Origin of the sequence: Paenibacillus ihbetae (assembly GCF_002741055.1) — a bacterium.
Lineage (GTDB): Bacteria > Bacillota > Bacilli > Paenibacillales > Paenibacillaceae > Paenibacillus_AQ > Paenibacillus_AQ ihbetae.
In genome coordinates this window covers 355009-373928 of record NZ_CP016809.1, presented here as the reverse complement: position 1 = coordinate 373928, position 18920 = coordinate 355009, and the positions used below count along the sequence as shown (strand labels likewise).

Here is an 18920-nt window from a genome sequence, read left to right as displayed (position 1 = left end):
TCTGGCGTTGAATTTACCGTTTGGATGAGTGGATTTATACGCGGCGGATGATGCATAACTCCATTTAAGGCAAATCTATGAATCGTTATCACGGCCTGCTATGAAAGCTTTGATAAAATGCAATACATTTGTTAAATTATAGAAGAACAACTTGCAAACATTCCTTAAAAAGGGAGGTGACCATCGAGTCGGATATGGATGATACGGGCAGCACTTGCCCATAGTTGACGGAAGGAGGAAGATCGCGTACTCCCGTTGTTTCGCGTATTGGAGACATCTCAGGTTGCAGGGACATGTGCAAGGATAAAGATTATAACAAATGGAGGTAATCCGTATGCTGCAAGTTCGAACGTGGAACCATTTGAAAAGGCGGTTGATAACCCTCGCCTCTGCACTTCTTGCCATTTATATTTTCAGTATGTCAGCTCTGCCCGCGTTTGCGGCAACCCCCGATAAGACTGTAAACGCCTCCGCAACCCTCGCCTACAACCTCAAGGGACTTCAGCATAATGTGGTGGTGCAGAAAGCTTACATCGCTTCAAAATATATTTATGTAACGCAGCGGTCTGGAGGCAATTGCTATCTCTCAAGATTGCTGATCGACGGAAATAACGCCACGTTTGTTGATAAAATGACGATTACCAACACCGGCCATTGCCAAACGCTGGACATGTATACGTACAATGGCGAGAATTATTTCTACTTCAGCTCTAAAGCTGATCCATCCACGGACTATTATTGGTCACTCCAGGTAGCAAGAGTTCAGTATTCACCGGGCACAACCGTTGATTATACGGATCTTCGCAGGTTTACCTACATGAATTACGCCAATAAGACGGGTGCAAGATTGGGAGACACCTACCGTGTGGATGGGGGCGGAAACAGCACGCACACAGTCTTCCGCGTGCAGACGAAGGAAGGCACCGTGACCTGGTCGATCTATGACACGGTGGCTTTGAACAAGCTGCTTGACAGCAATGAAATGGTACGAATGGACAGCGCGGCAGCGGTAAGCGCCTGCGTGACCAGCTTCACCCAATCAGGCAGTGCCATTATTAGACCGAACGGCTCCTTCCAAGGGGTCGATATGCTAGGCAGCACCGAAATCTATACCTCAGGCGGAGCCGAGGGGGAAACGCCGCAGATTGCCATGATGTCTAACACAGGCGCGTATAAATCGCTAGTGAAGATAACCAATGTGGGCAACCGCGAAATCGAGGGTGTGCAGACCAAGAACGGCAATGTGTATTTCACGATTGTTACAGATCCGGTAAATAAGAAGGATACTCAGAAAATTTATTACGTTCCCGATAGCATTTTTTAACCACCGAAAGGCTCAGGAATATTGCAGCCATCATGAAGCTGTTTAGGCGGCTTGACACTGACGAAGTTATAATGGGACCAGCCAAGAACAAGTGAATACCGATTATCATGTACGCCTAAAAGCCCGCATTATGCGGGCTCAGATTGTCGAGAAACCCTGTACTTTTTTCTAAAGTGCAGGGTTTCTCAATTTCAAGTGGTCACTTCAAAAGTGAAAACGGGGAGATTACCCCCGTTTTTCCAGGCGATCCAGGTGGATCGCCATCTTCTTCATGTTCTGTACAGCTGCTGTCATCAGGGCCTGTTCCCTGACGTTTTGCAGCCCGCGCAAACGGCAATAGCGAAACCCATGGAGCTCTTTGGCATCCGCGAAGCTTCGCTCAATCGTTTCTTTTCGTTTTCGGTAGAGATATTTCCCGGATCGACTCAACCGGTTGCCTCGCACCCACTCTTTGCTGTCCTCCCAGACATGACGAGTTACCACCTTTCGGTGGTTGCGAGACCGCGTGCATTCATTTAATAACGGGCAGTTCTTGCAGTGCTGTGGATCCGAAGCGTACTGTCGGTATCCCTCACGGTTGGTCGTCTTGTATGGTAATTCGTGCTTTGCAGGGCAAACATAAAGATTGCGCTCCGCATCATACGTGAACTTCCATTTAGGGAATAAACCCTGGGTCGGGTGAAATCTTCGGTGAGCAATAACGGCAAAAATGTTTCGGCTTTGCAGCCCTTTGCAGATGGGTGAAGTCAAGTACCCGGAGTCCAGAGCAACGGCTTCGACTTTAAAACCAAATCGTTCTTGTTGACGATCCAAACGGGACAAATACGGTACAGAATCATGGACATTTCCGGCGGTGACATGGACATCCGTAATCATATTATATTTCAGGTCCACGGTACGGTGGTCTAAATAGAAGAATCCTTCCGGTTTCCCATCACGAATCATATAACCGCTGTCGGGATCTGTCATGCTCACTTTAACTTCCTTTTCCTCGATCACGTCCTCTCTTGGCTTTAGCGCTTTTTTCCATGTGCATTCCGGTCAGCCCCTACGGCCGCATTAAGTTCACTCACATAACCACGAGTGTTTTGCAAAACCTGTTCTTTTGTGTATTTATGCTTGTTCGCATTCGCTTTGACGTGGGTTGAGTCGGTAACTAAGACACGTCCGCCCACCATACGGTGCTGGATAGCTTGAAGCACAATCTCATCGAAGATCTCCTGAAAAATCTCGGTGTCTTTAAAGCGCGTGCGACGATTCCAGCTAATCGTAGAGTGGTCCGGCACTTTGTCGGTTAAACCTAACCCCAAAAACCAGCGGTAAGCAAGGTTGGTTTGAATTTCACGTTCGAGTTGGCGTTCGGAACGGATGCCATAAAAATAACCGAGGAAAATCATCTTAAATAACACGACAGGGTCGATAGCAGGCCGCCCAGTATCCGCACAGTAAAGCGGACGAACCTTTTCGTCGATGAAAGAGAAATCGATATACTTGTCCACTTTACGGAGCAGATGATCTTGAGGAACCAATTCTTCAATCGAAACAAATTCGTAAGCCTGCTGTTTTTCTCGATTCGAACGCAACATATGTAACACCCTTCCGAACGGTTTATTTACTATTATTATACAACATTAACGCGGTGTCGTGTTGAATTAAATTCACAAGAAAATAGCTGTCGAGACTTTCTCGACAGCCTGAGCCCGCATTATGCGGGCTTTTTTCGTCATTAGAAGAATACAACTCTCTTTCCGGGAATGCGGATCAGGCCAGCCGGAAGTCCAAGATAGCTGATGCTTGCTTTGGATTCGGACCAGGAGGTTGGATTTTGTTGGTGGGGCGCCGGGGAACCGCAATTTTCCATCCGGAAGACGGATCTGCTTGCAGGGAAATTTACGCATACCTACTGCTCCCTGTACTCAAGCTAGAAGGGCTGCAGAAAGGGAGACACCTCTCTGTTAACCTTAGCAGTTTAACCTTCCGGATCCCGTTCCGGGAGTTTATTCGTATCTTTTATTTCGGATGATACCTTTTTAGGCAGAAGTGCGTATAAAATGGTGTTATAGGGAACAAATGGTTTGGGATCGCGGGGGGAATGGGATGAGCATTTGGTTGTGGGTTCTTATTGGAGTCGTCGTCTTGTTCATAATTCTGGTGCTGGTGGTGGGTTGGATCGCATCCAAAATGGATGGGAACATGGGTATCGAGAGCAAGCATGATGAGCATGGAAACATCATCTTGCTGGACACTCCTGCGATGCGTGAATCCGCTATGCTTGCCTATGACGGCAGCATTCAGATGGAGAAAAGAGGGCATATCATGTCCAACGGGCAAAGCTGGAATGAAGTATGGCTCCGTACGATCAAATCAGTAAGGAAGAATACCGAGAATTCGGAATGGTATGTGCGTTACATTATTGAGAAGCGGAGAGAAGCCGGGCTGCCGGAGCTCGAAGGTCTAGACGAGCCGAACGAGCCGAAGTGAAGGCGAAATAGCTTTTTCTGCGTTAAGTCGCTTGAGCGGAAACCACGAAACAAAGGGATTGGTGCACCTGCTGCTCGGATTTTTACAATTTTCACATGGCTTTGTTATACTGAGACCGAGTTGAGGATAGGGGGAGGGTTTACCATGAAAGCGGTACAGATCATTCATGTTCGCATAGCAACCGAAACCGGAGTCATCGAGAATGGATCGCTGCTTGTCGATAAAGGGCGCATTACTGCCATCCGGAGGGAAGCGTCTGAAATTGCCGGAGAGACGACCATCATCGATGGGGAGGGGAAGCTGCTCATTCCCGGCATGATCGATGTTCATATTCATGGAGCGAACGGTTATGACATGATGGACGGAACGACAAGAAGCATTCAAGCGGTTTCTCAAACCTCTGCGGCCACCGGCTGCACCTCTTTCCTGGCGACATCCGTTACATCCGATTTGGAAACGCTTCTTCGCATGATCGACAAAGTGAAGGAGGTTGCAGGTCAAGAAGTGGGGGCGTTGATCGCCGGGATCCATGCGGAGGGCCCGTATCTAAACGTAAAACGTAAAGGAATGCAGAACGAAACGCATCTGCGGCATCCGGATTTGTCTGAAATGGGGCTCATCCTCGAGAGAGCCGGTTCCTTATTGAAAATGGTTACGATCGCTCCGGAGCTGCCCGGAGGTATGGAACTGGTTTCCTGCCTACATAAAAAAGGCATTGTTGTTGCGATTGCCCACTCGGATGCAACGTATGAGGAAGCCAAAGAGGCATTCCGTCTCGGGGCCAGCCATATTACGCATTGCTTTAATGGAATGCGGCCGATTCATCACCGCGATCCGGGACTTATCGTTGCCGCGATGGAGGAACAAAAGGTAAGCTTGCAGGCCATTGTAGACAATGTGCATCTTCATCCTGCTATCGTCCGGCTTATGCACCGAGTGAAAGGTCCTGACGGCATCGTGCTTGTTACGGATGCGCTTCAGGCCATGGGGCTCGGGGATGGAGAGTATGTGTTTGGCGGACATCAGGTAACGGTCCGAAACGGGATTGCACAATTAAAGGATGGAACATTGGCGTCAAGCACCGTTACGATGAACGAAGCTTTGAGAAATACGGTAGAACTGGGGATACCGCTTCAGGATGCGGTTATGATGGCAAGCACGACGCCGGCGGATGTGCTGGGTCTGACAAACAAAGGGCGCATCGCCGAAGGAGCGGATGCCGATCTGGTGCTGCTGGATGATCAGTTTGAAGTCGAATGGACGATGATTGGCGGGAAGATTATTTTTGAGAAGGAAAAAGAGGGCAATCATCCATAGAAAAGCGATCCTTGAGGAAGGCATATGCTGGTTGGGCCAGGTCGACTTCTTCCACATACAAGCTCCTTACTAGAGAACTTCTTACTCACTATGGCCACAGTCTTGCGTAACCCTAACCTATTCAGTAGCAGCCCGAGGAAAACATGTCACACGTTGTGACAGACAAAGGAGGGATTCCCATCGATAAGCTTGATGAAAAATTAAAAGCTCTGCATGAAAGAGCACACCTAGCCATACTCCGAAATTTGCTGAATTCTGTGAAACAGCATGATACGGCAGTGAAGGAGCCGTCTGAGCAAGAGCAGTCAGACCGATTGTATGAGCTGCTTGGCAAGCATATCGATGCTGTGTACGAGCAGCATATGGAAATCGAGAGGCTGCAGACGCATGTCCATGTGGTGTTCAGTCTATCGGATGCAGGTTCATTAAAAGTAGCCCTCAGTAAAGTTGGCAAACGTCAACAAAGCCGGGTACTGGCGTTTAATAGTTGGTTCTCGGTCGGCCCGATCGCGGATTTGGACACGCCAGAAGGACAGCAGCGCAGGCAAAGCTGGCTCTTGGAGCATGTCCAGGATGACTATTTCTTCGACACGATTAACCGGGATCACCAAATTGCGCAATTGATGAAGGAGTTAAAGGCCATCCCCGAGCATAAAACCGTTGTGATCTGGTGTGCCGATAATGGCCATGATCAAACGGGGCTTCGATTCGCGCTCTACCTGTTGAAAGACAGGAAACAGCCGATACATATCGTCAATGTGACGAAGGTTTCCCAGGCACTGGGGTTTCGCCAGAATGGAGGAGAAACTCCTTATGCGCAGGCATTGATCGACCGGGAGAACTATGTAGAAATCGTTCGGGACTATGCTGAGGGGTTCCCGCTGGACTCGGATACCAGGAAGCGGTATGAAACCGAATGGATCGAGTTGGCGGGACAGAACCATTGGCTTCGTTTATGGGAAGATGGAAAGCTAATAGGCTGCGATGAAGACAAGCTGGATCCGGTTATAATCCAGTCGGTCATCGATCTGCAAGGGATTCATGGAGCCGGTGATTATGTGCATGCAGGTGAAGTCATGGGCAGAGTTCTTGAAGCTTCACGGCAGCGAATCAGTATGTCCTTTCTTACTTACAGAATCTTAAGGTTAACCAGTGATGGTGTTCTGAACTTCAAGGGAATACCGGGGCTCTCGCTTCAATATTCAATAAGCTTGTCGAACAAACGAGGAACAACCAAGCTCGGAAATTCGGAGGAAGCTGCGAATGAATGAACAGATACTTGCACAGAAGCTGGATCTTGCGGAAGCTGAATTAGCAGAACTGTGAAGTAACAATGCAAGCATTCGTGAAGAAGCAGCTCAATAGGGCTGCTTCTTTCTCTGGTTGAAGCTGAAATCAGAGTGCAGCGGTCACCAATAAATAAAACACAAAGAGTATTGACATTATAAAGATAAATGCGTAGAATAATCTCAAACCCAAATATCTTTAATTAAAGATAAATGAATTACAACCAGCAGCCCAATCGGTTTGAAGCGAAAAACATTCATCTATTTACAAAAACTGGTTTGCCACATTTCGTTGCCGGCACGTCAACTAACAGAGGAGCGATATATCATGAGAACACAAGGAATTCATCACATTACTGCCATTGTAGGGCATCCGCAAGAGAACGTTGATTTTTATGCCGGTGTATTAGGACTCCGCTTGGTCAAACAAACGGTAAATTTCGATGATCCGGGCACATACCATTTTTATTTCGGCAGCGATGGCGGCAAGCCTGGAACGATCATTACATTCTTTCCTTGGCCTGATGCCTATAGGGGAAGAATCGGCAGCGGACAAGTGGGAGTAACATCCTACGCGATTCCGAAGGGGGCGATGACATTTTGGCAGAACCGCCTTCAGAAATATGATGTTTCATTCACGATGAGTGAACGCTTTGGAGAAACTTATTTGCAGTTTGATGATCCTCATGGCCTCCATCTTGAGCTCGTGGAGCGAGAAGAAGGTGAGTTCAATACCTGGAATTTCGGCGGAGTCACTCCTGATGTAGCGATTAAAGGTTTTGGAGGAGCAACCTTACTCTCCACGAGACCGGAAAGAACCGCCGAATTGTTGGAACAAGTGATGGGACTGGAATATGCCGGACAAGAAGGAGAGCTTGCACGGTATCGTTCCTCCGCGGATATTGGAAATACGGTTGATCTGAGGCTCTCTGGAGCTGGATACGGCCAGCTGGGTGTCGGTACGGTTCACCATATTGCATGGCGTGCTAAAGATGATAAGGAACAGCTCCGGTGGCAGCAATATATTGCAGACCAGGGCTACCAGGTAACACCGGTGCAAGATCGTCATTACTTTAATGCGATTTATTTCAGGGGTATGGCAGCATTCTCTTTGAAATCGCTACGGATCCTCCAGGCTTTGCGCACGACGAATCGCATGAAACAATGGGGCAAGCATTGAAGCTGCCGTCGCAATATGAGCCACACCGGTCTGAAATCGAAAAAGTATTGCTTCCGTTCGAAGTGAGAGAGCTGGAACCCAATGCGGGAGGAGCGTCTTGATGCAGTCCATCGATCCATTGAACCTTACCGAGCGGGAAAATTATAAGCTGCTGATCGGCAGTATTATACCGAGGCCGATTGCATTTGTTACGACGCTTTCGCATGAAGCCGTGTTAAACGGAGCTCCGTTCAGTTATTTCAATATCGTATCTTCGGACCCGCCGCTCATCTCGCTGTCCATCCAGCGCTTCGGCGGGAAGGCGAAGGACACGGCCCGCAATATGAAGACGAGGGGCGAGTTCGTTGTTCATATTGTGGATGAAGACAATGTCCATCAAGTGAATATGACGGCTGCCAAGCTTCCTCCCGATCAGAGTGAAGTCCAATTGGCCGGTTTAACACCCGTCGACAGCGTTAAGGTTACCGTTCCAGGGATCGCGGAAGCTAAGATTCGCATGGAATGCGTAGTGGAGCATGCGTTGGAGTTTGGAGGACATGGTAAGAACGGATGCGATTTTATTATCGGAAGGGTCGTGCAGTTTCATATCCAGGATCATATTTATGAAAATGGAAGAATTGATCCTGTTGGCTTGAAGGCGGTTAGCCGGTTGGCGGGCCATCATTATGCCAAAATCGGAGACATCTTTGAGATTGAACGCCCGGAGTAATCCGGAACCTTAGGAATAAAAATTTCTGTAAGGCAGAGACATCAACTTTAAGAGAGCTGCGTAGGTTTGTACAAACTAAATCTATGAATAGAGGTAGCCGTTCTTATGATTGGCTGCTTTTTGTTTGGTAAAAAACAAGATACGATGAACACGAACCAAACACTTTGATATTCTTGGCAAAATCGCTTTGTGTTATAATGGCTATTTTGATACCTTTGCAAGAGATACTTTTAGCGGAACATGCGAATCCAGTAAAAAACCTTAGTTATTACTGTAAATGAAGCCATTACCATATTCAGCCTAGCCATATGAAGGATGTATACTATAAAGTATGGTTAGAAATCGAGACTTTCAAAAAACGGATCTCTTTGGGAGCAAGAATAAGAAGGGAGACCTCTGTTCATGCTGTAAGCTCTTCTGACGACTCTATTAAAACTATGCTAACAGGAAACGGGAGGTTTACTGTGAAAAACAAATATGTGTTGCTGTTGGCAGTGATTATTCTATTGGTTGTTATATTAGGCAGGTGTGACACAGACAATGAGGTGACGGTTAATCAAGTGGAGGTTATGGCCAAGATTATGGCGGATGGAGACTTGTATGTGGAAGAGTTATTTACCTATACAATACAAGGAGAGTACGAAAAAATCCCCAGATATATGGACAATTTCGGGGAAGAAAATATTGAATTTTTTGAAGCTTATGTACCACCGAGCGACCGAGAGCTTGGTAATTTTGGCTATGCTCACTTGGAGCGTTACCCCGTCACTTTTAAATGGAAAGCAGGTACATATTATATTCAATTAGACGCTAAAGATGAAACAAGGCAGATATATTATCGTTATAGGCTGGATCGAGAAGCTGTGAAATATGACGATCGTGGAGAGCTGGATTGGTCTGTACTTAAAGCTGACAGGATGGATCATCACAACGTAACCGTAACGGTTTATCCAGAGCAGCCTGCAAAAGAGACTTTATCCGGCTTTACCTACGATCGCTCAGGTGGCAGCCTGACGGAGATAAACCATCGTTGGGTCAAGTACGAAAACGCGCTACTACCCGAAGGAGACCGTGCGAGATTAAAGTTATTTTTCCCCTCGGAGGTGCTGTCGAAAATGGAATCAGCAGAACCTTCAGCCACTCTCTCGGAACGACTGTTAGAAGAACAGAAGCTTCAGCAAAGATATGAAGATCGTGAGCGTTTTCTGAAAGCAGGGCAACATATCAGCCGCTGGCTCACCTATGCAGCTATAGTGGGTATTTTTTATTTTGCACTTTCGCTGCGAAGAATCTTTTCTTGGTGGAGTGGGAGGCGGATCCGTTTCGAAGACCTTGCAGCTATGGATCCAATTGATCTGATGTACTATTTCCGAAAGGGAACGTTCCGGTTTGCCGATACGCTGGCCGGCGTATTTTCGTTGCACCGTAGGGGCATGGTGAGTGTTTCCATCGTGCAATCAGGTACGCGATTCCAAGAAGATTCGCGAGCGCCGAAAAGGCTTCCAGAATTTACAATCAAGGGTAATCGAACAGATCTAAAAAAGTCGGATCGTTACTTGCTTAGCTGGCTGTCTCACGGCACGGCAGTTCTAAAGCTGGAGAATTTCTCGGGCCCAACCAAAACAGAACGCAAAAACAAAAAGTTTATGGGTAAATACATAGAACGAAAGAGAAAACTAAAAGAAGGACTCCGTCGCTGGCAGGAGCTTTTGGACTCTGAGAACAGCAAGAGGATCCAGTACAGGGAATACACGGCGAGAAAAGTAATTATCCCTGCTATGGCTCTTATACATCTGGTTTTGCTCATCTACATGTACATTGCAGACGTAACGCCTTGGGGATGGGTAGTCGTATTGGCCGCTATTTTGGGGGGCGTAGTCGTATTGGCTTCTATTCGCTGGCGCCGAAAAAAATACATGTTTACTTTTTTGGTCGTTTGCTTTTTTGTTGCGGCTCCAATTTTGTATGATCCACTGGTCGATGAATATTTGAATTTCGTCATTCTTTCATTTTTACTTGTCGGGTTTTTACCACGAGGAGCATTAGATCGGCGTTCGGCAGCATACCGAAGCGCTATTAAGCGGTATCGACGAACGCTGGCTAGAGGCGGACATGACGTAGGAAGGGCTGGAAATGACCGCAAATGGCTGGAAAAGATGAGGGAGGATGCGCTCTTGCTTGGTGTTGGGGAACGTTTTATGAGAAATATAAGCAAAGCAAACCCGGAATTTACTTTCTCCGAGGCTTCTCCTCTGTTTGATAACGATATGGATGCTGCTCTCGATTATGTCTTTATTCATTCTTGGAAGGGAATAAATGAGGAGACAACTTTAGGGAGAACTTGGAGAAGCGATAGTGACAGTGGAGCAGACAGTGGAGCAGACGGCGGGAGCTCATATGACTACAGTAGTGACGGTGGCCATGATGGAGGTTCGGGAGATAGCGGTGGGGGAGGGGATTGACTAAGCTAAGCCGTATTCTGCTTAAGGCATTTGTTGTTTAGAAATAAAAAGAGACTATAAGAGAAGAAAGGCGGGATTGATAACCATGAACGTACTAATCATCGGAGCAAATGGCCAAATCGGCCAGCATGCTGTGAGCAAGCTTCAATCCTCGAAGGCCCATCGCGCCATTGCGATGGTTCGGAAGGAAGAGCAGCGAGCGAGGTTCGAGGAACAGGGGGCCCAAACGATCCTTGTCGATCTGGAAGGAAGCATCGAGGATATCGCCCGTGCGGCGAAAGAGGCTGATGCAATTGTATTTACTGCAGGCTCAGGAGGTCATACGGGTGCGGATAAAACCATGATGATCGACTTGGACGGGGCCATTAAATCCATGGAAGCCGCCAAGCTGGCCGGGGTGCGTCGATTCGTTATGGTCAGCGCCATCGGTGTGCATCATCGTGAAAAATGGATGGAGAGCGCACCATACTACAGCGCGGCAAAACATTACGCGGACGTTTGGTTAGCCCAGAGCGGGCTGGATTATACGATTCTTCGCCCAGGGCGGCTGACCAACGAAGCGGGTACCGGTAAGGTTACCGCTGCGGTTGATCTGGATACCGGCAGCATTCCTCGGGAAGACGTTGCATCGACGATTGTCGCTTCATTGGAAAATCCGCATACCATCGGCAAGGCATTTGACCTGGTTAGTGGAGACACATCAATTGAAGAAGCACTTCGTTCCTTATAGGGGACGAAGTGCTTCTTAAGTGAATACCCAAAAACCGAGAATCATGCAGGCATGGTTGCCGTGTCGGCGTGATTCAATGACGTCCGGAGGCAACACTTTGTTTTATTTCTTCACTCGAGCATTGCCGGCATTCGTTCCAAAGTTGATCGGCGAGCTACCTTCCGCCTTCCACACGGTGCCTCTTCGTTCATACTCGAATAACCTTTCGATCGCATGCGCGATTTGCGGCCCTAATTCTCGCTCAACTAAATACAGGGCGACGTCAAGTCCGGAGGTCACTCCTCCACCGCTTACTAAGCGGGGACCATCTTCAACGACTCTTGCCTCGACCGTTTTCACACCAAGAGCTGCGAGCGCGGGCATGCCGATTGAATTCGTGACGGCATACCGGTCTTTCAGCAAACCGTCCATTGCAAGCAGCAGCGAACCGCCACAAACAGTTGCCACCGTCACTTCCTTATTGTTCAAAGCTTGTTTCATCAATTGGTTCAAACCGGTATTCTTAGCTTGTCTAAGAATATTGGGGATCGAATCTTCCGATTGTCCTGCAGGCTTACCTGAAGCCCCGGGAACCACAATGATTCCCGAACGTTTCGGATCTAATGCAGCCTGCGCTTCAAGGGAGGGGCCTTTCAATCCGCTCGGAACCACTCGCTTGCCTTCTGCGGACACCAATTCCACCGTAACTTTTCCGCCGGTATACAATTCTGCGGCAGCAAACACTTCATAAGGTGCGGTAACGTCAAGCAGATCGAAACCGTCGAATAATACGATTTGAACATGGATATTTTTGTCCGCTGCTGGATCTTGATTTTCTGTAGGATTTGCACTTGCAGCTGCAGTAGGGACAACAAGGGATAGCAGCAGGGTAAACGACATAAGTAAACCGAGGATTTTTTTCATAATAACTTGTATCCTTTCGTTTTGCTCAAGGGCAACAGCGTAAATGAGATCCGCTAGCCATTGAGTGATTGATTTTCAAAATGAAGAGGTGTTTAGGAAGCGAAGTATAACGGAAGTGGATAAGGCCCCTCGTTTAGGAAGTAAACGAATAAACACCATTCGATTGACCGATAGACCTTATAATAATGTTAGGAATAATGAGCAGCAGCGCGATAGAGCCGTAAACGCCAATGGTGTAGCTTGTGGCATAAACAAGGCCGAATCCCTGAAAGAGGGAAGTGATGAGATGAATCAACAGATTGGTAAAACAAAAGGCGTAGCTCCGGATCATCCAGTTCCGGTGGCGAATGATCTGCTTTCTTTTGATATGCACAAGAGCGGCAATTGTAATAATCAGCCATAGGATATTCAAGGCATTGAAGCCCATGCTGGTTATTTTTCCGCCGGTGGCGTAGGGCGCCATGTAACCTGATGTCAGCACCACAACAAGGACGGACACGATGTACACATAGCCGTTGATACGATGGAACAGGCGTTTATGCTCGAATATCCGTCTTGAAAAGTTGATCAGCCCAGACGCCATCGCTATACAAGCAAAAGCAACATGTACATACATCACATTCAGCCAAACCGGGAGATTCAGCTGGCGCTTCAGCCCGGTTTTATGGCTCAAGAAGGACGCCGCTCCAGGATCGATCATAAAGTTTTTTACCAAGGCGTAGAGAATAAATAGAATGCTGACACCAGCCAACAATCCGTATAACGTGATCCGTTTCTTCATATTAACCGCAACCCCCGAGGCTCTATATTTGTTACCCATACCTATAGCCGGGCTATGTAACCCGTCTTCCTGATAATTTGGATGCCGGCAGGATTCCCGCCTTGGCGATTCCAGACATTTGATCGCCATCGACGAAAACTTCGAATCTTAGATTCAGCCGCATCGGCTTCGTAATTTGAAGGGACCAGGCAAGATGGCTGCCCCGAAACACTGGATTCAAAAATTCGACCGTTTCCTCTCCTTGGGTAGCCGTGCCTCGGATCCGACCCTCACTCGTAGAAATGGAGAGCTTGACCTGCAGCTTCCCGACGGGCGTGGCAAGGGTCGTATCCCATTCGCCATCAAAGGCAGATGTCTGCTCCGCATGGAAGTCCGGCTTATCGGAAGGGATAGGCGTTCGGTCCTCCTTGAGGCCCGTCTCGTCTCCTATTGGTTTACTTGCACTGCGAGGCGCCATTCCGGATTCCTTCCAAACGGTCCCCCTCCGTTCAAACTCGAACAGCTGCTCCACGGCGTGGGCCATCCGCGGTCCGAGCTCGCGCTCCAGCAGGTATAGCGCAACATCAAGCCCGGAGGTTACACCGCCTCCGGTAACCAGATTGCCGTCATCCACCACTCGAGCGGAGATCGGAACAGCCCCGGTTGCAGCGAGTACATCCATGCCCAGATGATTCGTTACCGCTGGTCTGCCTTCCAAAAGCCCGCCCATGGCCAGCACGAGTGAACCGCCGCAAACCGTGGCGATCACGCTGTCCTTGCTGCCAAGTGCCTGACGGATCATCTCCGTCAAATCTGTGTTCACAGCCCGGCCGAGTATAGCAGGGACCGTATCCGGGCCATCTCCTTCCACGTTTCCGGAGGCGCCAGGAACAACGATAATCCCCGAACGATTCGGGTCGAGTGTGCCGCTCGCCTCAATCATCAGCCCGTTGATGCCGCTGGGGACGGAACGCGGCCCTTCTGCGGTGACCAGTTCAACGTTTAACGCGTCTTCAGCATATAGCGCAGCAGCACAGAAAACCTCATATGGCGCAAGGGCATCCAGGAGGTCAAAGCCATCAAATAACACAATTTGAACATGCAGCATACGTGGATTCTCCTCCTTGTCGTTTTTTATTCAACAGATCACTCAGCCTATAATATTCCTTCTCATCGATTTCATTTCTGCATGGTCTGGAATGACTGAAGTGTTGCAAGGAGAATCATAACAAAGGAATATCTCGAACGAAGCAGCGAAATGGTCACAAAAGTATAAACAAATCATCACAAAATAACGGCTCCCGCCTGTTCCGGCTGTTATCATGATAAACTAGGTGGTGAAGGTGGGATAATCATGAGTGGACTACATACGATCCTCGTTGTAGACGATGACCCGAGTATCGTTGATCTATTGAGGGATTTTTTAGAAAATGAACATTTTCAAGTTATGACCGCATGTGACGCTGACCAAGCGTGGACGATAATTCAACAGACTCCCATTCACTGCATCGTGCTGGACATCATGATGCCGGGACAAAACGGGTTTGAGTTATGCCGGCGGATTCGGTCAGAAAGCAATGTTCCGATCCTGTTCTTGAGCGCCCGCAGCGATGATGTGGACAAGATTCGGGGCTTCACGCTCGGCGGCGATGATTATATCGTCAAAACGGCTTCACCTGGAGAGATTGTAGCCAGGGTAAAAGCCGTATTGCGGCGTACCGACTCTAATTGGCAGAAAAATGAAAGGATCCTGGATTATGGCCGCATCAAGATTAACCTCTCCTCGAGGGAGGTTGTCGTGGAAGGGAAGCATGTCGTGCTCACGCCGAAGGAATATGAGCTGCTGCGATTATTTGCGGAGCATCCAAGGCATGTCTTCTCCTATGAGCAGCTATTGGCAAAGTTTTGGGACGGGATCGGGGACAGGCATACGATTCGCGTCCATCTCAGTCGGCTGCGTGAGAAAATCGAATCTGACCCGAATCACCCGAAATATCTGCTCAATGTATGGGGAGTAGGGTATCGATTCGAAGGAGGCTAAAGATGAGGAAGCTCCGCATTCGTACGTTTACTTTGCTTTGCTTCGCCCTGATCCTCGCGCTGCCCTGGAATTTCTATGTTGCCGCTCATTTTATGGAGAAGCAGACGCTCAGCTTCGAACAAGGCCGGCTGCAAAATGAGACGCTGCAAACCAATATAGCGAAGATGACTCGGCGTATTGAATCGGACACGGACAAGTGGGCGGATCCCGATTGGCAAAACCAATTGCAAGCAGCGCTCCGTCAAGCGAAAATGGATGTGCTGATCCAGTCCGCCGGAGATCGGGAAATTTACCGGTCCAATCCGGAGCGTAGCGGTACAACGTTATCAACGGAACGGTTTTCCGTCATCAAAGACGGTCAATTACTGGGACGCGTTACCCTTTATCTGCCTCAATCCAATCAGGTTCAAGTGATGGCGGCATTCATCGGACTGCTGCTCGCTATCTTTATCGTCGGGATGACGATGAGACGATTCGTGCTTGCGCCGCTTGAGAAGATGAGTCTCGCAGCTAGACAAATTGCAACAGGAGACTGGGATGTCCGGTTACCCGCGTCCAGGGTCACGGAAATTGCCGAGGTCCGCGACGGATTCGATGTTATGGTAAAGGGGCTTGAACGATCGTACCGGAATCAAGCCCAATTGGAGGAAGAACGCCGTTTCGTCATTACGGCCGTAGCGCATGATTTGCGGACCCCGTTGTTTGCCTTGCGCGGGTATTTGGACGGTCTGGAGCAAGGGATCGCTCAATCCCCCGAGAAGATGGCCCGGTACGTGGCGGTTTGCAAGGAGAAATCGGCACAGCTGGATCGTCTTGTTGAGGATTTGTTCACTTTTACGAAGATGGAGTATGTCGAAACGGAATTAAACGACAAGAAGGTGGATTTCCGTCAAATTCTTCAGAACTCGATAGACAGCTTGAGACCGCTGGCTATGCAGAAAGGCATCTCCCTCTCACTTCAAACGGCAGATGCCTGCATCATCAACGGGGATATGCATTTATTAGAGCGTGCGATGAACAATCTTCTGGATAATGCCGTCAGGCACACGCCTGCGGGTGGTGCGATCGTGGCCGATTGTTATCGGCATGCCGATAAGCTAACGTTTACGGTACGTGATACAGGACCGGGCTTCTCCTCGGAAGAGCTGGAACGGGTATTCGAACCTTTATATCGCGGAGAAGCTTCCCGAAATCGTGCAACCGGAGGCAGCGGATTAGGGCTGACGATTTCGCAACGAATTATTCGACAGCATGGAGGAGACCTTACTGCAAGCAATCATCCGGAAGGTGGAGCGCTGCTGGCAGGATGGGTCCCATTGCTAATCGAAACTCTCTGAAACTGCAAAGCCGCTCGCTACTGCATTGTTTCAAACGGATCTTGGGGAATATACATTAACGATGCATCCTAATAAACCGGGTACAGCCAGCTTCCATAAACCGGGTGAGCCTTACATTCACATATCGTATAATGCTTCAGGAGAGATCTACTTATGGACAATCAATGACGCAGGCCTTTCCCGTTAAAGGAAAGCCAGAAGGAAGGATCTATGAAAGAATTGCCGACAATTCAATTAGAGAGGCTTACCTTACGACCTTTTGATTTAAAGGATGCACCGGTAGTCAAAGAACTCGCCGGGGATCCATATATTGCTGAAACGACATTATACATCCCGCATCCCTACGAGTATGGAATGGCAGAAGAATGGATAAAAACACATGCCGTTAATTATCATGAAGGTCGATCGCTTGAATTAGCGATTGTACATACGGTAGAACAACACATTATCGGTGCGATCTGTGTTGGATATAACCGGAAGTTCGATCATGGGGAGCTTGCGTATTGGATTGGTAAAGCGTACAAGAATAATGGATATTGTACGGAAGCAGCAAGAGGGATCATAAGCTATGCGTTTGAACAATTAGAATTAAACAGGGTATATGCACGATACTTAGGAAAGAATCCTGCATCGGGAAAGGTCATGGAAAAACTGGGCATGAAATATGAAGGAACCTTAAGACAGCATGTTAAAAAATGCGGAAAATATGAAGACCTTATCTATTACGGCTTATTAAAAAATGAATTCTATTTAGAGACTAAGTAACGGATATACAAACTCGAAGAATAGCTCGGAGACAACTACGCTCTCTCTGCTTCCAATCAGGAAGCAAGGGGGCCTTTTTATTTCAACCGTTGATAATGGATTAAGAAAAAGTGTCTTGTTAACCTAAGGAGTACATGCTAACATAATTAGTAAATAATCATTTACTAATGGGGGCTTTTATGGGCAGACCACGAGAATTCTCCGATGAGCACATCTATTACGGCGTATATCAATCGCTATGCAAAAAGGGGTTCGCGCAAACTACCCTCGCGGATATTGCGAACGAGATCGGTGTATCTCCTGCAGCATTGATCAAACGATTTTCTTCAAAGAAGGGCATCTTCCTTGCTTACAGCAATTATGTCATCCAATTGACCGAGGCGAAATTTAATGAAGCAGATCAGAGCGACGCGCCGCCGATCGAAGCGTTAAAATCCGTTTATAAAGAGGCGGTCCGGTTAGGGAACGACCCGGTATCTCTGGCCCGTCACACCAGCTTTTATCTGGAAAGCACGACCGATCCTGATTTGCTGGAAATATCGAGACATCGTCTTGCGATTATAGATGCGGGAACGAGAAGACTGTTAAGCAAAGCGGTTCGGGACAAATCCATTCAAGCATGCGATATCGAGCTGGTCAGCACCGTTCTGCAATCCGCAATCGGCGGTGCGCTCCTGATCTGGATCCGGGATGCCGGGAAGACGTTAGATGCTTTAATCGACGATTGTTTTCGCGTCATTATCGGACCGCTAAGAATAGGGGGGAATGAGCATGCCAACGATGACTAGCCACCATGCGGAGCTATACTACGAGGTGCACGGGGAGGGTCGACCGATCATTTTCACCCATGGCGCTTCCTGGAACCATAAGCAATGGGAGCCCCAGATTCGTTTTTTTGCCGAGAGATATAAGACGATTATTTGGGATGTCAGAGGGCATGGTTACTCTTCACTTCCCGAAGGGAAGGTTGATTCGGAAACGTTCAATAAAGACTTATCCGCATTGATGGATCACCTTGGAATAGAGCGAGCAGTTCTATGCGGCTTGTCCATGGGTGGTCATATCTCTCTGCAAACCGCAATCCGGTTTCCTCAAACGGTAGAGGCTCTTATACTAATCGGTACTCCGTTCACCAACGCATTTAACTGGTTTGAAAAATGCTTTGTACCCTTTAACCGCTGGTGCTCCCGCATAATTCCGATGCGAATAACCGGCAAGCTTCAGGCATCCGTCCTCTCAAAGTACAATCCGGATAACCGAGCATACATCGAGGAAGCTTTTAATATGCTTACACAAGACCGGTGGCTGCGCTTATGGGATGCGGTCACCCGTATGGAGAGCGGTGAGCATTTAGGCCATGTACAATGTCCCGTTTTGCTGCTTCAAGGCGAGCATGACACCATGGTTAAAAGGCAGCAGAACTATATGCACGCGAAAATAAGAAACTCGGAGCTGCACATGATTCCCGGCGCTCACCATGCGACGAATCTTGATAACCCGGATGCCGTGAATGAGCAGATATTGAGATTTTTACTCAAGCATCATTATGAATAGTGATCATTCCTCTTTCCCCCGCCTAGATTAACGCTTAAATTTCTTACCCAATTGAATTTTTTATAGTAAAA

The 18920-nt window shown here is 48.1% G+C and carries 17 protein-coding genes and 1 pseudogene; 14 read left to right on the top strand and 4 right to left on the bottom strand.

Annotation, left to right across the window (positions count from 1 at the left end; all coding sequences use genetic code 11):
• Nucleotides 1-334 precede the first annotated feature (334 nt).
• Nucleotides 335-1324 carry a phage baseplate protein gene (locus tag BBD41_RS01610; protein WP_077565859.1) on the top strand — a complete coding sequence of 330 codons (990 nt, stop codon included), beginning with the start codon at nt 335-337 and terminating at the stop codon, nt 1322-1324.
• Nucleotides 1325-1549: 225 nt separating this feature from the next.
• Here the strand turns inward: BBD41_RS01610 and BBD41_RS01605 are convergent.
• Nucleotides 1550-2910, bottom strand: a protein-coding gene (locus tag BBD41_RS01605; RefSeq protein ID WP_099476497.1) for an IS1182 family transposase whose coding sequence is annotated in 2 segments (ribosomal slippage) — nt 1550-2343 and nt 2343-2910 — 1362 coding nt in all. Because the reading frame shifts where the segments join, the coding sequence is not laid out codon by codon here.
• Between the two features lie 204 nt (nt 2911-3114).
• Here BBD41_RS01605 and BBD41_RS30500 point away from each other — a divergent pair.
• The 8 genes and pseudogenes from BBD41_RS30500 to BBD41_RS01565 all read left to right on the top strand — a co-directional run bounded on the left by BBD41_RS30500 (nt 3115) and on the right by BBD41_RS01565 (nt 11489).
• Entirely contained in the window at nt 3115-3249 is a 135-nt protein-coding gene (locus BBD41_RS30500; protein ID WP_099476496.1) for a DUF1963 domain-containing protein, read from the top strand.
• A gap of 172 nt (nt 3250-3421) precedes the next feature.
• Nucleotides 3422-3805 (top strand): hypothetical protein, encoded by a 384-nt coding sequence (locus tag BBD41_RS01595; RefSeq protein WP_099476495.1) that lies wholly within the window; start codon nt 3422-3424, stop codon nt 3803-3805.
• Between the two features lie 144 nt (nt 3806-3949).
• Nucleotides 3950-5122: an N-acetylglucosamine-6-phosphate deacetylase gene (nagA, locus tag BBD41_RS01590; RefSeq protein ID WP_099476494.1), complete on the top strand. Its 1173-nt coding sequence runs from the start codon at nt 3950-3952 to the stop codon at nt 5120-5122.
• 278 nt (nt 5123-5400) lie between these two features.
• Entirely contained in the window at nt 5401-6393 is a 993-nt protein-coding gene (locus BBD41_RS01585) for a DUF1835 domain-containing protein (RefSeq protein WP_237086993.1), read from the top strand.
• Nucleotides 6394-6736: 343 nt separating this feature from the next.
• Nucleotides 6737-7689, top strand: a pseudogene (locus tag BBD41_RS01580) (ring-cleaving dioxygenase).
• On the top strand, nt 7689-8297 hold the full coding sequence (locus tag BBD41_RS01575; protein WP_099476492.1) for a flavin reductase family protein: 609 nt from the start codon (nt 7689-7691) through the stop codon (nt 8295-8297). The pseudogene BBD41_RS01580 and the gene BBD41_RS01575 overlap by 1 nt, the downstream one beginning before the upstream one ends.
• A 464-nt stretch (nt 8298-8761) precedes the next feature.
• A complete protein-coding gene (locus BBD41_RS01570; protein ID WP_237086992.1) occupies nt 8762-10759 on the top strand; it encodes a DUF2207 domain-containing protein in 1998 nt (665 codons plus the stop codon).
• 85 nt (nt 10760-10844) lie between these two features.
• A complete protein-coding gene (locus BBD41_RS01565) occupies nt 10845-11489 on the top strand; it encodes an SDR family oxidoreductase (protein ID WP_099476491.1) in 645 nt (214 codons plus the stop codon).
• A 102-nt stretch (nt 11490-11591) separates the two neighbouring features.
• Here the strand turns inward: BBD41_RS01565 and BBD41_RS01560 are convergent, their stop codons facing one another.
• From BBD41_RS01560 to BBD41_RS01550, 3 genes are all read right to left on the bottom strand, one after another.
• Nucleotides 11592-12392, bottom strand: a complete 801-nt coding sequence (locus tag BBD41_RS01560) for a DJ-1/PfpI family protein (protein ID WP_099476490.1) — start codon at nt 12390-12392, stop codon at nt 11592-11594.
• Between the two features lie 133 nt (nt 12393-12525).
• Nucleotides 12526-13173: a DUF2306 domain-containing protein gene (locus tag BBD41_RS01555; RefSeq protein WP_099476489.1), complete on the bottom strand. Its 648-nt coding sequence runs from the start codon at nt 13171-13173 to the stop codon at nt 12526-12528.
• Nucleotides 13174-13225: 52 nt separating this feature from the next.
• Nucleotides 13226-14260, bottom strand: coding sequence for a DJ-1/PfpI family protein (locus BBD41_RS01550; RefSeq protein WP_099476488.1), 1035 nt, complete (start codon nt 14258-14260; stop codon nt 13226-13228).
• Between the two features lie 246 nt (nt 14261-14506).
• Between BBD41_RS01550 and BBD41_RS01545 the strand changes: the two genes are divergently transcribed.
• From BBD41_RS01545 to BBD41_RS01525, 5 genes are all read left to right on the top strand, one after another.
• Nucleotides 14507-15193 carry a response regulator transcription factor gene (locus BBD41_RS01545; RefSeq protein WP_077565874.1) on the top strand — a complete coding sequence of 229 codons (687 nt, stop codon included), beginning with the start codon at nt 14507-14509 and terminating at the stop codon, nt 15191-15193.
• Between the two features lie 2 nt (nt 15194-15195).
• Nucleotides 15196-16530 carry a sensor histidine kinase gene (locus BBD41_RS01540; RefSeq protein ID WP_099476487.1) on the top strand — a complete coding sequence of 445 codons (1335 nt, stop codon included), beginning with the start codon at nt 15196-15198 and terminating at the stop codon, nt 16528-16530.
• Between the two features lie 210 nt (nt 16531-16740).
• Nucleotides 16741-17295 carry a GNAT family N-acetyltransferase gene (locus tag BBD41_RS01535; RefSeq protein ID WP_099476486.1) on the top strand — a complete coding sequence of 185 codons (555 nt, stop codon included), beginning with the start codon at nt 16741-16743 and terminating at the stop codon, nt 17293-17295.
• 179 nt (nt 17296-17474) lie between these two features.
• Nucleotides 17475-18083 (top strand): TetR/AcrR family transcriptional regulator, encoded by a 609-nt coding sequence (locus BBD41_RS01530; RefSeq protein ID WP_077565880.1) that lies wholly within the window; start codon nt 17475-17477, stop codon nt 18081-18083.
• Entirely contained in the window at nt 18067-18849 is a 783-nt protein-coding gene (locus tag BBD41_RS01525) for an alpha/beta fold hydrolase (protein ID WP_077565882.1), read from the top strand. Before BBD41_RS01530 ends, BBD41_RS01525 begins: the two co-directional genes overlap by 17 nt.
• Nucleotides 18850-18920: the final 71 nt, after the last annotated feature.